The 15539-nt window shown below is 44.6% G+C and carries 10 protein-coding genes; 5 read left to right on the top strand and 5 right to left on the bottom strand.

All coding sequences use genetic code 11. The features are described from left to right. Position 1 precedes the first annotated feature (1 nt). Together BMW94_RS25445 and BMW94_RS25440 are read left to right on the top strand one after the other, a co-directional pair. Entirely contained in the window at positions 2–331 is a 330-nt protein-coding gene (locus tag BMW94_RS25445; RefSeq protein WP_091001567.1) for a hypothetical protein, read from the top strand. Continuing rightward, complete coding sequence (locus BMW94_RS25440; protein ID WP_091001566.1) at positions 331–2190, top strand: coiled-coil domain-containing protein; 1860 nt, start codon at positions 331–333, stop codon at positions 2188–2190. Before BMW94_RS25445 ends, BMW94_RS25440 begins: the two co-directional genes overlap by 1 nt. A gap of 387 nt (positions 2191–2577) precedes the next feature. Here BMW94_RS25440 and BMW94_RS25435 read toward each other — a convergent pair whose 3' ends face one another. After that, positions 2578–2796, bottom strand: coding sequence for a helix-turn-helix domain-containing protein (locus BMW94_RS25435; RefSeq protein WP_091001565.1), 219 nt, complete (start codon positions 2794–2796; stop codon positions 2578–2580). 113 nt (positions 2797–2909) lie between these two features. On the opposite strand from BMW94_RS25435, the gene BMW94_RS25430 reads away from it, so the two are divergent. Then, the gene (locus BMW94_RS25430) at positions 2910–3179 is read left to right on the top strand and encodes a DUF6809 family protein (protein WP_091001564.1); all 270 of its coding nucleotides are present in this window, start codon (positions 2910–2912) and stop codon (positions 3177–3179) included. 136 nt (positions 3180–3315) lie between these two features. Here BMW94_RS25430 and BMW94_RS25425 read toward each other — a convergent pair whose 3' ends face one another. Both BMW94_RS25425 and BMW94_RS25420 read right to left on the bottom strand, forming a co-directional pair. Beyond that, positions 3316–4671: a right-handed parallel beta-helix repeat-containing protein gene (locus BMW94_RS25425; RefSeq protein ID WP_091001563.1), complete on the bottom strand. Its 1356-nt coding sequence runs from the start codon at positions 4669–4671 to the stop codon at positions 3316–3318. A gap of 468 nt (positions 4672–5139) precedes the next feature. Further along, positions 5140–6732, bottom strand: coding sequence for a catalase (locus BMW94_RS25420; protein WP_091001562.1), 1593 nt, complete (start codon positions 6730–6732; stop codon positions 5140–5142). A gap of 189 nt (positions 6733–6921) precedes the next feature. Between BMW94_RS25420 and BMW94_RS25415 the strand changes: the two genes are divergently transcribed. Continuing rightward, complete coding sequence (locus BMW94_RS25415) at positions 6922–8886, top strand: ATP-dependent DNA helicase (protein WP_254790362.1); 1965 nt, start codon at positions 6922–6924, stop codon at positions 8884–8886. 560 nt (positions 8887–9446) lie between these two features. Here the strand turns inward: BMW94_RS25415 and cysK are convergent. Both cysK and BMW94_RS25405 read right to left on the bottom strand, forming a co-directional pair. Next, positions 9447–10406: a cysteine synthase A gene (gene cysK / locus BMW94_RS25410; RefSeq protein ID WP_217648202.1), complete on the bottom strand. Its 960-nt coding sequence runs from the start codon at positions 10404–10406 to the stop codon at positions 9447–9449. Positions 10407–10688: 282 nt separating this feature from the next. After that, entirely contained in the window at positions 10689–11075 is a 387-nt protein-coding gene (locus BMW94_RS25405) for a YhjD family protein (RefSeq protein WP_064636668.1), read from the bottom strand. Positions 11076–11531: 456 nt separating this feature from the next. On the opposite strand from BMW94_RS25405, the gene BMW94_RS25400 reads away from it, so the two are divergent. Then, entirely contained in the window at positions 11532–15089 is a 3558-nt protein-coding gene (locus BMW94_RS25400) for an S-layer homology domain-containing protein (RefSeq protein ID WP_175480849.1), read from the top strand. Positions 15090–15539: the final 450 nt, after the last annotated feature.

Raw genomic sequence — 15539 nt, 5'->3', positions numbered from 1 at the left:
AGTGAGCACATATATGCTAGTTGACCGTACTTCAGATTGGTTCTTTGATGAAGACGCTGATTTAGATCCATATTTATGTTCTATGCAATTATTAAAAGCGCTGTCTACAAGACGAGTACAAGGAATTAAATATAATAGAGTACAAATTGTAAATACATTATTGAAGAGGAGATCACAAGAAGCACTAGATACGCTCGACTCTGCAATTGTGATCTTAGTAAGTAGAAATTTATTGAATATAATTGAAAGCCCAAACAATAGCTTAGATTCAGTTCTCCATGTTACAGAAAATGGGATAGAGGCGTTGAGTAGATTTTTGGAGGATGTATAATGATTATAAAAAAAATTACAGTAAAAGGCGAAAAAGGTTTCTCAATAAGTTTAGGGAGAATCAACTATATTCTTGGAGAAAATGCTACTGGAAAAACGACCTTCATAAAACTTATTCTTTATTCTTTAGGGACAAATATAGATTCTTTTATTGAAGAAATAGACAAAAGTGGCTTTACAGATCATGTTGAAATTGATGTTGAATTGAAGAGTGGAAATAGATATAGATTTATAAGAAAACTTCCTTCTTCAGGAAGCATACTTGTAATTCCTCTTAATATGCAAAATGAATTAGTAGAAGAGGAAGTGGAAATAAAAAATTTAGAAGAATTTTCTGAAATGATTTTGGTTGAGGAAGGATATGGGACTCAAGAAATACCTTATGGAAACAACAACAAAGCGAATATGAGATATTATTTTATGCTACGTGCGGTGACTGCCGACCAAGATACACCGGCATATAAAATATTGGCGGATTTAGGTGGCGGGGCAAGGCAATATATTAACAATCAATCTTTAATAAAAAAAGCTATTGTTGAGGCATTACTCGGCAAAGAAAATACAGATGTCCAGAAAGCAAGGTTGAAGTTACAAAAGTTATTCAAGGAAAGAAGTTTGTTATTATCTAAAATTAAAGTTATGAGTGAAGTTAGTATTTCAAGTGGATTAAATAATGATGAATATTCTGAAATAGTAAAGTTGAAAAATAAAAATAAAATTATTGAAAAAATACAGAAAATTAAAGAAGAAAAAATACAATTATCAGTAGAAAATTACAAATATATTTCTAGACTTGAGACAATGAATTCTAAAATTAATGACAAGTTCGGTATAGAATTGATAAAGGAAAATACAGAAATCAGACAGAATATTAATCAATTAATTTTGCAAAGAGACGATATAACAAATGTTATTAAAACTATAAGTGTGGAAATTGAAAAATTAAAAAAAATGATTATAGCTCGACAAATAATAACACTTATTCCAGTTGAAATTTGTCCAGTTTGCTTGCAAAAAACAAACATTCTTCCTCCCAACAATGGTCAATGTAGTTATTGTTCCAATGAAGTTGATAGTGACGATCTTGAAAGAATATCACAGTATAAGAGAATGTTAGAAGAATCATTGTTTGAGGCTAATAAAGTAAAAGAAGAACTCTCAACACAAATAAAAGAAACAGAGAATATAAAAAAAATCAATGATAAAAAAATAGAAAAGCTCAAAGAAAAATTTTTAAAAGAGCAACAGCAAAATAATTCTCCAGCTGAAACTATTATTAGCTCTATAAAAGAACGTGTAGAAAGCTTGACTAAAAATGAACAAATGCTTGAAGTCCATCTTAGTTATCTAAAAGCAATTGATGAACTTAAGAATCAAAAAAACAAGCTTGAACTTGAAATAAATACATTAAGAGATGAGTTAGATCAATTAGAGAAGAGTGTTTTTTACTCAGAGGAAGACAAATTAGAAAACTGGAGAGAGTTTTTTTCTGAAGAGTTAAAATACATTTTTGGACATGACATGAAAGCAACATTAGACTCAGAGTATACACCATTTCTCGATAATATCAACATAAGAAATATTTCTTCTGCAAGTTTGAAAGTGGCCACTCGACTTACTTATATAACATCATTATTCCATTTAATGGATCATATAGATATTAACCACTTAGGGTTTATTCTGTTGGATTCACCTAAAGATAAGGATTTGGATACAGATAAGTATAAAAGATTTCTTGAAATCATTGAGAAAAGTCACAATGGTCAAGTTATATTAACTGGAAGTATATTGGAAAAAGAGCTTTATAATGAAGATCATGTAATTATGACTTTAATGCCTGATCGAAAATTGTTACAATAATATAGTTTATTCTAAGAAAGAAATAGCATAATTGGATGCTAAGATTGATTAGCAAGTAAATAAAAGTGAAAAACGTGGTCAGTAGTATAGTGTTATTATACTACTACTTCGTATTTTAACAGAGAAACAAAGTCTCTAAAAATTTATGTTAGTTACGATATAATTCTTTTATCTCAGATAAGCTTGAGGGATATGAGTCACAGCCTCTTATGAATTCAATTTAAAAAAGATCAACGGAATTCTTCCATGCTGTACTTGTACTCTTGTCACTTCAATAAAACACTCTCTGAGAACTTCATTTGGTTCTAATAATAAAGTATCTTTTTTAAAATTGGTTATCTGATTTTGATTATTCGGATATAAATTTTTTGGGAAACTCAAAGTGAATTAACCTAAAGAATAGGGCTTCTTTACACTGGTCCGATTTAAAAGATAATCAGTGCTGGTTTGATGATAGTCTGCCAGCTTTATCAATATAGCCGTTGGAATATCCAACTCACCACGTTCATAGTTGCTATATACACGTTGGCTACAGCCAAGATAAGAGGCCATTTGTGTTTGGGATAAATCTTTGTCTTCACGTAAATTGCGTATACGAGCATACATGTTCATCACCTCACCAACATCATACTTTAGCGTGCTATCCGCTATTGATTTTTAGCGGAAAATCCGCTAAAGTATAGTGAGAATAGTTGGTAAAAAGACTAGGTGGGGATAACATGTCAAACCTGATCGAAGATTTGTTTCACGGAAACCTGCGGTTGGATGAGTCAATTCATCCTGAGCATGCCGAGTATCAAGAGATCAATCGTCAGATATCAGACCTGATGCAAGACTACAAAACACAGCTTAGTGAGAACGAATACGATGCTTTGGAACAACTGATAGACTTGATCGGACAATCCACGTCCATGTATGTGGAAGCGGCATTCGAGCAAGGTTTTCGCACAGGCGGCAGACTGATCATTGAGATTTTAGCCAAAACCTAAGTATTTATCTATCTACCTTATAAGCCAGTAGACAATACAAAGCAATTCAAAAATCCCCTTCTCCATCACCAGCAATCGGCTGGTATGGGGGAGGGGACTTTGCATTTAAATTATTCCTTTATCTCATAACTACAACCTACCGCGCACCAATATTCGTACCCGCTGGCGTACCCGAACCAACCAAATCACTGCCACCCGCAAGCTTCAGGAAATTACCCAGGACAGGTGTTCCGTCCGCGCTACGCGTTACCGAAGGCACGAGGGAGACAAAGTCGGCTGCGCTGGCGAGCAGGCCTTTGTCGTTCACGCTCTTCTTGTTTTTCCACCAGACGTTGGTGCTGCTGACGTCGGTTCCGCTGGTTTTGTCGCTGGCGCCGCCTTCGAAGGACAGGTTGTTGGTGAAGATATGTGTGCCTACATCAAAGGCAAAGTTACTTTGACCATTTTGCCAGGAAGTATTGTTTTTCATCTGGATTGAACCGGGATTGCTGTTATAGGTGAAGCCGTGCTTTTTATTTTGAAAAGCAATGCTGTTCTCCACGATGTGATTCACCGCGATTTTCTCGCCGCCCAGCTTGAAGCCGTTACCGTCACTATTGGAGGTGGATGTACCATCCGAAGTCTGCCCATTGTGATGGGAGATGCTGTTGCGGATCGTTACGACGCCAATGGCGCCCGTATCTGTTTTGCTGTACAGATCCCAGCCATCGTCCACATTATAGGCAGCGATACAACCGTCGAACAGGTTGCCCGGGCCAACCGTCAATTTGGCGGCAAAGCCGTCCGCATCTTCTCCGTCATCCGGATCATAGTTATCATGGGAATAGGAGCGAATAATTTCATTATAGGCAGGCCATTCGCTGTTTGCCGCAGTCGAAGCATAACGTCCGAGTTGGATGCCAGTATCCCGGTTATGATGAGCTTCGATCTGTTCCAGACGGTTGTAACTGCCCCCGATAAAGATACCGTTGTCGCCCGCACCTTTCACTTCAAGCCCTTTGACGAGCCAGTAGTCTCCGAACATTTGCAGCCCGCGATTGGTGGAAGCGAAGGCTTGGGCGGAGAAATCAAAGACAGGCTTTTCCGATCCGTACGCCATCAGATTTTTGCGTTGTCCCGATGTACCACTATTGCCTCTTTCAATCGTAACCGTTTCCGAGAAGCTGTATGTGCCACCGCGCAGATATATCGTTTTGCCCGGTGCGATTTGTGTCAGCGCGTTAGCCAGTGACGTAGGACTTGCGAGGGTTCCGGGATTGCTAGCCGAGCCGCCAGGAGCGACATATAGATCACCTGCAGCGAGTGCGATACTGGAGGCAGCCACAGAATCAGAGGGATTTTGCAGTCCGCTATCGATCAATTCCGCCGCACCAGCCGATCCACCGCCGAGCAATAATAGAGGGAACGCGGCACTTAGGCAGATGTGAGTCAATTTTGATTTCAGCGAACGTTGGGAAGATGCATGAACTGAAGTAATAGGGAATAATTTCATTAAGCAAACCTCCTTAGTAATTGGGAAATGAAGTCCTAGAGGACACAGGTTCATGGTAAATGTTGTAAACTTTATCATCAATAATCATTTGATCAGATGTACTCAACCTGCTGACAAGCCTCGTATAACTGGTCGAAAATGGAAATTTATGTTAGTAGCGCATAATCCTGCGCTCAGTTCATGTCCCTCATTTAACAGGGGATCATCTGAAATTAACGTAGAAAAAGCCCCTTTTCCTAGCAAATATCATGATCCATACCTCCGATCCGCCGAAATCAACTTTATAAATATTTAAAATAGAAGGCCCTCACGTGATCAGCTCACAGGCTGCTCAGGTTGAAACGCCAAATACCCCCGATAGCAGCTGCGCAAGCAGTCTTTGCTACCGAGGGTTAATTAACGAACCTATACGTTTCTATATAACATGTCCTTTACCTTAAAATACGCCTTAACTAAACCAGCCAGTGCTTAATATGGATCTGCTTCATGACTGCGCTTGGCGGCCTGTTCCACTGTGGGCTCATGCTTGGGCTGAACCGTGGCACTGTCATCCGTTGAGACGGCGGATAATCCTTCCGCTACCCGGCGTCCATAATCAGCATCCGCTTGTGTGAAATGGGAGATCATGCGCTCGCGGATATCCGGTTTGCATGTGGCTAAAGCATCGACCAGATTGCTGATCAGCTCGTCTCGCTCCCAATTTTCAAACGAACGGTAGGTATCCCCGGCTTGTCCGAAGTCATTGGTACGCTCAATTTTTTCACGAACAAGACGACCCTCAATAAGAGGTTCATGTTCCTTGCCGCGTGGAGTTGCTTCCTTTAAGCCACCCAACGAGGAAGGTTCATAGTTGACATGTGGATTCTGCCCCGGTGCACGATCGACTTGATACTGCATCTGACCGCCGCTTTGATTCGTTGCAACCCGGTTCTTTGGTGCATTCACAGGCAATTGCAGATAGTTCGCACCCACCCGGTGACGCTGGGTATCCGAGTAGGAGAAGGTGCGCCCTTGCAGCAGTTTGTCATCCGAGAAATCCAGTCCGTCCACCAGCACACCTGTGCCAAACGCTGCTTGTTCCACTTCATTGAAGTAGTCTTCGGGATTGCGGTTTAGCGTCATTTTCCCAACAGGCAAAAATGGAAACTGCTCTGGCGGCCACAGTTTGGTCGGGTCCAGCGGATCAAAATCCAGTTCGGGATGCTCGCCGTCCTCCATAACCTGAACGCACAATTCCCATTCCGGATAATCTCCTTGTTCAATGGCGTGATAGAGGTCGAGCGTGGCATGGTTAAAGTTCTGCCCCTGAATATCGCTGGCGTCCTTCTGGAGAAGGTTGCGTATCCCTTGATTGAGCGGTTCCCAGTGATATTTAATGAGCACGCCTGTGCCTTCCTGATTCACCCATTTGTATGTATTGACGCCCGACCCCTGCATCTGTCGATAGTTGGCCGGAATTCCCCAAGGGGAGAAGAGAAACGTAATCATATGGGTGGCTTCGGGACTAAGGGAAACGAAATCGAAAAACCGTTCCATATCCTGTGCATTGGTCAACGGGTCCGGCTTGAAGGCATGTACCATGTCCGGGAACTTGAGTGGGTCACGAATGAAAAAGATTTTCAGATTGTTGCCCACCAGATCCCAGTTGCCGTCCTCGGTATAGAATTTCACAGCAAATCCGCGCGGGTCCCGCAGCGTCTCCGGTGAATGTCCACCATGAATAACCGTGGAGAACCGAACAAATACGGGCGTTTCTTTGCCTTTTTCCTGAAACAGACGTGCGCGTGTATACTTCGATACCGGTTCATCCCCGGCCGTTCCATAAGCCTGGAATACGCCATGAGCGCCAGCGCCGCGGGCATGGACCACCCGTTCCGGAATGCGTTCGCGGTCAAAATGGGTGATCTTTTCGAGAAAATGATAATTCTCCAGCGTAGTCGGTCCCCGGCTGCCGACGGTTCGAACATTCTGATTGTCCGTGATGGGATGGCCTTGCCGATCCGTTAATGTCTCGGGTGCCTTGTCTGAGGAATGCTCAGGTTGTGAAGACTGATGATTCATGGAGCACCGCCTTTCCTTTTGATGGATTCGAATATATATTTTCCCTGCAAGTCGGTACTATACATCGTTTTCATTAAAAAAAGCTTGTCACCCGCCTCATGGCGTGGGATAATTAACTTTTGCCCAGCGGCCTTTTTTGAACGGAAAAATGAAAGAGGACCGCGTCTAAGAATGGAGGCTGACCTAGGATTGTCTACACAACGTTATCCTTTTGCATATGATCCGGCAGAGCCCTTTGTATCCCGTTTAGGGGAATGGGTTGCCGATGTTTTTTACGATATTTTGCCAGAGTCCGGCTTCGAGGTACGGGATGAACAGATTTTTATGGCGTACCAGCTCGAACGGGCCTATGGAGATAAAAAGACCATTATGGCGGAGGCCGGTGTCGGAACAGGCAAGACGTTAGTCTATCTGCTCTACGCGGTCTGTTATGCACGTTATACGGGTAAACCGGCGGTGATTGCCTGTGCCGATGAGTCCTTGATTGAACAGCTCGTGAAGCCCGGCGGAGATATTGCGAAGCTGGCTGCACATCTGGACTTGGAAGTGGACGCACGTCTGGGCAAGTCACCGGATCAATACGTCTGTCTGAACAAATTAAGTGCGATGAGATTTGCGGATGAGGACGCGCAGGTGATCGAAGAGGTGCATGAGAGCCTTCCGGATTTTGTGAATACGCCGGGTACGCTTCAGGCATTCCATCCGTATGGTGATCGCAAACAGTATCCTCATCTGAATGATCGCCAGTGGAATAAAATTAACTGGGACCCTTTTCAAGACTGCTTCGTTTGTCCCAAACGTCAACGCTGCGGCCTAACGCTGTCGCGTGACCATTATCGTCGTTCCAAGGATATCATCATCTGTTCCCATGATTACTACATGGAGCATGTGTGGACCTATGAGGCACGTAAACGCGAGGGACAATTGCCATTGCTGCCAGATCACAGCTCGGTTGTATTTGATGAAGGACATTTGCTGGAAGAAGCAGCCTTGAACGCACTGAGCTACAAGCTGAAACACCGCATCTTCGAGGAACTCGTGACTCGTCTGCTTGAAGGTGAGATTCGTGAATCCCTCGCGGAGCGTGTGGATGAAGCGATTGAGAGCAGTGAACGATTGTTCGCGCTGCTGGATACGTATACGGTAGCCATTCCGGGATCGGAACGGAAAGAAGTGCGGGTAGAACCGCCGCTGCTGCGGGAGATTGAACGACTGACTAGCGTATTGGATGCGATTGGCGAAGAATTGGTATTCGAGAGCGGATTGTTCTCGCTGGACGGTTACCAGATGCGTGTCGTGGAAGAACATCTGGACATGATTCAGTCTGCCCTTGCGTTGTTCCGTAAGGAAGATGGGTACATCTGCTGGGCTGAAGAGAGCGAAGACGAGACAACCTTATCGATCATGCCGCGTACCGTGAAGGAAATTCTGAACGAGCGTGTGTTCAATACAGGCATTCCAATTGTCTTCTCATCCGCAACGTTATCTGTGGACAGTTCATTCCGTTATGTGGCAGACAGCCTGGGGATTGATGATTTTGTATCGTTCTCCGTGGCTTCCCCATATGATTACGCGGACAAAATGCAGATGAAGATTACCGATGAAGCCGTACCTGGTCACCCGGAAAATGAAAATCGGTTGCGTGACGCCGTGGCGCTGCTTCAGGAAAGTGGGGGCCGTGCCCTGATTCTGTTCCGTACGATGGAAGAGCTGCGTGCATTCAAGCAGGACATCGTTCATATGCCTGAGGCTCAAGGGTTACGCTTTATGTATGAGGGAGATCGGGAGATCAGTGATCTGATCGCGGCGTTCCAACAGGATGAGGAGAGTGTGCTGTGCTCCGTTAATCTGTGGGAAGGACTGGACGTTCCAGGTCCGTCATTATCCAATGTCATGATCTGGTCGCTTCCATATCCACCACAGGACCCTGTATTTAATGCAAAACGCACAGCGTCAGCGGCACCTTATGAAGAGATTGATCTTCCATACATGTTGCTGCGCGTGAAGCAAGGTCTTGGACGTCTGATTCGGACGAGCACGGATTCCGGTTCTGCGGTCATTCTCGATGAATCGCTGTATACGAAAAAGGAAGCCAAAGACCGCATTGCGGCTCTGCTTCCCGAAGGTGTAGAATGGACAACCCTGACACACTAATCAGCTTACGTTAAATGTTCATGCTTTATTTTGATGATAAGGCTTCTTACCGAAAATAAGTTCTTGTTCTCTGCGGACTCACCATCCGTATGTGAGCAAGAGCTTATTTTCTCGTTATCCTCAAATTTTCTTCTCGTGCCTTTTTCAAGGGTAGGATTCGAGCTACGGGCGAATGTTGTGTTTCTCCTAATGGATTTCGTCCCTTCACTTACGTTACGCTATGGATCAAGGGGCTGTCTTGAGAGTGATTTCCCCTCGCTTAAGATGGCTCCAAAATTCTAACGAACCTGCTGCATCTTATTAGGGTAATACTCAAGTAATGCAAACTTTAACGAACTTCATTAACGTTATCTCGCCCAAAAAAGGCTTTTGAGCCTGTAAATCGACCGAATTTGGAGAAATAACGCCGCTGTAATTCGTTACACGTCAAACCTGCACAAATGAGAGCGAATAACGTGTGAGATGTTCATTAGAACCGATGAGCGCTAACAAGGGGTGTTCTCTGTCATGCTCATGACTTAGGGGAGAGTCCCTTTTGGTGTGTACCGATTTTAGCTGTGTTAAAAAATACCCATGCTCAAATACCGTTCCCCGGTATCAGGCGCAATGCAGAGCACCCGGTGACCCGGCCCCAGTTCCCGCGCGATGCGCAGGGAGGCCCACACCGAAGCGCCAGAGGAAGGGCCGAGCAGCAGCCCTTCCCGGGCAGCAAGCTGCCGCATCGTATCCAGTGCGTCCTCATCGGACACCTGGATGATGGCATCCCATACGTCGGTATTCAGGATGTCCGGAATGAACCCCGGACTTGTACCGACGAGCTTGTGGGGTCCGGGCTCGCCACCGGACAACACCGGTGAACCTTTGGGCTCCACCGCATAAATGCGAATGTCCGGCAGCTGCTTGCGCAGCTCTTCGCCCGTCCCGGTAATGGTTCCGCCAGTTCCCGCCGTGGCGATGAAGGCGTCCAGCTTGCCTTCCATCTGCTGCATAATTTCGGGAGCGGTGGTGATCCGGTGGATGTCCGGGTTGGCCTGATTCTCAAATTGCTGGGGAATGAAACTTCCCGGAATGTCGGCCTGGAGCTCTTTGGCCTTACGAATCGCACCTGGCATCCGCTCCGCAGCAGGGGTGAGCACCACATCTGCGCCGTAGGCTTTCAGAATGTTGATACGTTCCTTGGACATGTTGTCCGGCATGATCAGAATGGCCTTATATCCTTTGGCAGCGGCGTTCATCGCAAGACCGATGCCTGTATTGCCGCTGGTCGGTTCGATAATGGTTGCGCCGGGAAGCAGCAGTCCTGCCCGTTCAGCCTGAACGATCAGGTTATAGGCGGCACGGTCTTTGACGCTGCCGCTCGGATTGAAGTATTCCAGCTTGACGTATACGTCAGCGGAATCGCTGTCTGTAAGTCGGTTCAGTCTAACGGCAGGTGTTTGGCCGATCAGTTCGGTAACATCTGCGGCAATACCTGTATGTGCGGGTGTTTGATTATTAATTAAATGCGAATTCAAGTCCATGAAGTACAACTCCTTGATTGATAAGACGTTGAAAGTAATTCCAATGAACAAGTCTGTCCGCCGTTAATGGCAGGCAGGCTTGTTTGCCTATAGGAATCCATTTTCATTACAAGTCTGAACGGGAATGCACAGACATGTCTATTCCATCTTAATGAACGCAGCCTCCCGGGGTCAACCTGTTTCGATTAAGCAGAAGGGTGAAGAGTCTAAGGAGTAATTGAACTAAGTGGACTAAGAAATGTGAATTCAAACGATGATGGATACATCAAGCAGATGAATTAGCTATAACGGCTGGGTCAAGTCCATATCCAGATGCCGACTAAGCTCTTTTTTGACTTCATTCCGCGCGAACGTCCACAGCATATAGAACCGCTGCAAATAGCCTCTGCACAGATACTGGGTCTCGATTCCATCGACTTGCCGTTTCTCCTCCAGAACCTTGACGCCACGAGTTCTCATTTGTTTGCGAAGCGTCAGCATTTCCTTAAGTACATCATTCTGAATGCGGGTTAGAGATAGAATGTAGACCTCTGGCATTTTGAGCTGCAACGTATCCAAAGTGCGAATATCCCGTTCAAGCACATCCAGCAGCAGGGTGCGTACAACCATGCTTTTAATCAATCGGTGGTCTTCATCCGCAGGGGATGGGGCGGAAGGCGATGATGACATACTTTCACTTCCTTAACCTTGAATATAAAATCGATCGAATTAAGAACAAATGTTCTTGTTCTGTATTATAGTCAGCATAAGCTCGACTCATACAGGTTTCAACCTGAAATTTTTTACAATCCCTTTGTTTAGCATAGGCTTGAACGCTTGAAACCCTTATATAATACAGGTCCAAGTTCATATTCGGAAGACCATTATGCAGTAGAGAACGCACCACTTTAGCATAATGTTCAGAATCGGTTCAGAATCAATCGTTATAATATCTGTACATTATGTAGTTATAACGGAGGGGGAGAGCAGAAGTCAGAGATACATATGAGAAGAGTATAAGTAGCTATTTCGCCAACCAGCAAAGGAGCTATTTTTTTCAGTAGATTTTGTAGGATGTGCATGTAGATAGAGTACTGATTGTGGAGTAACAAAGACGGATGTTATAAAGCAAGGGAGAGGATGAGGATGATGAATAGGAAGATGCTGAAGTTTAAAAAAACGGTAGCCGTACTGTTGGTGTGTCTATTAATTTTCGGAGGTGTTCCCGGATTCCAAACGTTGGGCATGGATCGGGCCTATGCTGCGAGTGGGGTTTGGACAGATGTAGGTGGAGCTGGATTCACGACAGGGCCGGTAGAAAAAATTTCGTTAGTTTTTGATAGGACAGATACACCTTATACCATTTTTAGGGATGCAGATAATGAAAATAAAGCAACAGTTATGAAATATATCTCTGGCGGATGGCAATCTGTTGGATCGGCGGGATTTTCTACTGGTGAAGTGTGGACTTCATCGCTCGCATTTGATTCTCAGAATACTCCATATGTAGCTTATCAGGATATGGATAATGACAGTAAAGCTACTGTTATGAAATTCAACGGAAATCAATGGGAAGTTGTGGGCAGTGCTGGTTTTACGGCTGGAGCTGCGTTGTACGTCACGCTTGCATTTAGCCCTGATAATATTCTCTATATTGGTTACAGGGATCAGTCTGTAAATAATAAAGTAACTGTTAAGAGATTGAATGAAAATCAGTGGGAGACTGTTGGTTCTGCCGGTTTTACGACAGGTACTGCACTCGATATGTCCAAACTGATTTTTGATGCTACCGGAATACCATATCTCGCTTTTAAAGATTCAACGAATAATAAAGTGAGTGTAATGAAGTTTGCAGGAAATCAGTGGACAAATGTAGGAGTGGCAGCATTGACACCGGGACAAGCATCATACCCTTCACTTGCATTTGGTCCAGATGGTTCACCGTATCTTGCTTTTCAGGACGGAAATAATGCTAATAAAGCAACTGTAATGAGATTCAATGGTATTCAGTGGGAAGTGATTGGCAACCCGGGCTTCTCTACAGGAACGCTAAATAGCATGTCTTTGGCTTTTGATCCGCAAGGTGTACCCTACACAGCTTTTAAAAACTCAGTTAATTTTAGCATGGACCCGCAAGGTGTAATGATGAAGCTTGACGGAAGTCAGTGGACTATGGTTGGAGGAAAGCCCTTTTCCGCAGGTCAAATCAACGAAACTTCACTTGCTTTTGGTCCGAACGGAATGCCTTATGTTGCTTATGCAGACGGCAGTAAAGGGAATAAAATGACTGTCATGACGCTTTCTACGGAACATTCGGTGATTTACAATGCCAATGGTGCGACAACGGGAAGTCTTCCAGTAGACAATCTGAAATATGAAAAAGATGCAATAGTGACAGTGCTGGATAACACGGGAGCACTTGTGAAGGAAGATTATCTGTTTACAGGGTGGAATACAGCCGCTGACGGGAGTGGCACCAGCTACAGCGCAGCGGATACATTTTCAATGAATGATAATGACGTTACGCTGTATGCACAGTGGCAACCCCTGTATGTAAATATCAGTTTTGAATCTAACGGGGGAACAGAGGTTGAAAGTCAAAAGGTGAGCTATAATAGCTCGGCAATCATTCCTGACGCCCCGGAAAAAGAGGGCTACTCGTTCTTTGGCTGGTATAAGGATGCTCAGCTGCAGCAGGCTTTTGATTTTAATACGAGTCTGACGCGAAATATCACGCTTTATGCAAAGTGGAAGTCATCAACAGCAACACTCTCCACTCTGACGGTAAGTTCAGGGCAGCTGACGCCGGGCTTCTCAGCGGATGAGCTTGATTATCGCGTAGATCTCGAATCTGACGTGACGAGTGTGAGCTTCTCCTTAAGCAAAGCAAATGAAGGACAAAGCGTAACGGTAACAGGCGCAGCAGGTGAGACGGTGACAGATGGTATATACACATATACCGTTACGGATCTGGTATACGGTTCAAATCCTGTAATGATCGATGTTCAAGCAGAGGATGGCAGCAGTAATAACTACACACTTAACTTTAATCGTATTGACATCACTAACGCCAAACTAAGTGGAATCAATTTGCCTCAAATTACTTTATCACCGGAATTCAATCCAGACATCGAGGTCTATGAAGCAACGGTCAGTAGTTCTGTTAGCACGACCGACATTAGCGTTAAACCGGATCAAACTGGAGCCGTTGTGAAAATTAATGGAGTTAGCGGTAACAGTACTGTCGTGCAATTCGTCAGTGGTATGAACACAATTACGATCGAAGTGACTGCATTGGATGGAGTAAGCAAGAAAACATATTCGCTGAACATCAAGCGCAATAGTGATAGCTCAGGTGGAGGATCTGGCAACTCTGGGGGTTCCAGTTCTGGTGGAATTAGTGCAGGTACACCAGTGATTAATCCCGTCGTAACTCCGCCATCTACAGGTGCTCAGGTGTTCGTGAACGGTAAAGCCGAGAACGCTGGAAGCTTGACCACTACTGAAGTGAACGGACGGAAAGTCGTAACCCTTGCAGTGGACGCACGTCTCATTGCACAAAAACTTCAAGCAGAGGGGAACAACGCCATCGTCACGATTCCCGTGACAGGCAACAGCCAAGGAGATCAGATTGTAGGTGAGCTGACGGGCCAGACGGTCAAACTCATGGCTGACAAACAGGCAGTGCTGGTACTTCAAACCGATGTTGCCTCCTATACGTTACCTGCACAGCAGGTTAATATTGAGCAGCTCGCACAGAAACTGGGTGTGAATTCCAGTAATTCTTTGGAGAACATCAAACTGCAAATTGAAATTTCACAGCCGACTGAAGCAGTCATACAGACAGCACAATCAGCAGCTCAGCATAATGGATATGCTCTTCTGGGATCACCAGTTGATTTCAAAGTAACAGCCACCTTCGATGGCAAATCCGTGAGCGTGGATAAGTTTAATAGCTATGTATCACGTACGATTGCATTACCAGGTAACGTTGATCCAAATCAGATCACCACGGGTGTTGTAGTAGATGAAGATGGTACTGTACGTCATATACCAACGAAAATTACACAGGTCAATGGGAAATACCATGCACAGATTAACAGCTTGACCAACAGTGTGTATGCCGTTATTTGGCACCCGCATACCTTCACTGATGTAGCCCAACACTGGGCCAAGACAGAAGTGAATGATATGGGTTCTCGGATGGTTATCGAGGGTATAACGGACACAACCTTTGGACCAAACCGTGGAGTTACACGTGCAGAGTTCGCTGCTATCCTGGTACGAGGATTGGGATTAAAGCCTTTGGAACAGGTTAATTCCTTCAAAGACGTGAACGGAAGCGAATGGTACGCGGATGTTGTGACCACGGCGTCCAACTACGGTTTAATCAATGGATATGAAGATGGAACATTCCGTCCACAGACACAGATTACTCGTCAGGAAGCGATGGTGCTCATTGCACGGGCTATGACAGTGACTGGAATGGAAACAGCTGCTTCTGCCGGGAACGTTCAGCAATGGACAGATTACGCAGACGCCGAGCAGGTAGCAAGTTGGGCGAAGGAAGCAGTAACATCAAGCATCTACGCTGGACTTGTGTCCGGACGTGGAAAAGATAACATTGCTCCGAATCAATCGATGACCCGTGCCGAAACAGCTGTTATTATACGTAGGTTGCTTCAGCAGTCCGGTCTGATCTAGCGTTTATAAACCGAAATATTTTCCGGATTATTTTATAATATTTAGTGAGGCAGGCAGCGCGAGATATGCGTTGCCTGTTTGTTTTGCATATGGTATTGGACTATAGAAAATTCACTATATACAGAACGTATGTTCTTATATTATAATTGGAAATACGAATGGAGAGAGAAGTGTTACTAACTGCCTACATCTCCTTATTTCTCAAACTTTGAAAAGCATCATATAGGGACAAGCCTTCTCCAAAATAAGGTATAATTTTTGGGTTTTGCAGGAAACCTAAGGCCATAAAGAAAATGACTTAATGCATCAGCGGAATGGATGAAGAGCTTTTAGTCCGTTGGTAGTAGCGAAGGTTATGAAGGGTTGCCAAAGTGTTGCAACAAAAAAGCCCCTGCCTTGGGCGGCGGGGCCAGATGATCTGCCGAACCAGACGGCAGAGTTGTATAGGTG

Origin of the sequence: Paenibacillus sp. OK003, assembly GCF_900109515.1 — a bacterium.
Lineage (GTDB): Bacteria > Bacillota > Bacilli > Paenibacillales > Paenibacillaceae > Paenibacillus > Paenibacillus marchantiae.
The sequence above is the reverse complement of the archived record's forward strand: the minus strand, read 5'-3'. Positions and strand labels throughout refer to the sequence as shown.

Coding starts and splice junctions, on each gene's coding strand:
- BMW94_RS25440 (WP_091001566.1), top strand. CDS start 331: ATGATTATAAAAAAAATTACAGTAAAAGGCGAAAAAGGTTTCTCAATA.
- BMW94_RS25435 (WP_091001565.1), bottom strand. CDS start 2,796: ATGTATGCTCGTATACGCAATTTACGTGAAGACAAAGATTTATCCCAA.
- BMW94_RS25430 (WP_091001564.1), top strand. CDS start 2,910: ATGTCAAACCTGATCGAAGATTTGTTTCACGGAAACCTGCGGTTGGAT.
- BMW94_RS25425 (WP_091001563.1), bottom strand. CDS start 4,671: ATGAAATTATTCCCTATTACTTCAGTTCATGCATCTTCCCAACGTTCG.
- BMW94_RS25420 (WP_091001562.1), bottom strand. CDS start 6,732: ATGAATCATCAGTCTTCACAACCTGAGCATTCCTCAGACAAGGCACCC.
- cysK (WP_217648202.1), bottom strand. CDS start 10,406: ATGGACTTGAATTCGCATTTAATTAATAATCAAACACCCGCACATACA.
- BMW94_RS25405 (WP_064636668.1), bottom strand. CDS start 11,075: ATGTCATCATCGCCTTCCGCCCCATCCCCTGCGGATGAAGACCACCGA.
- BMW94_RS25400 (WP_175480849.1), top strand. CDS start 11,532: ATGATGAATAGGAAGATGCTGAAGTTTAAAAAAACGGTAGCCGTACTG.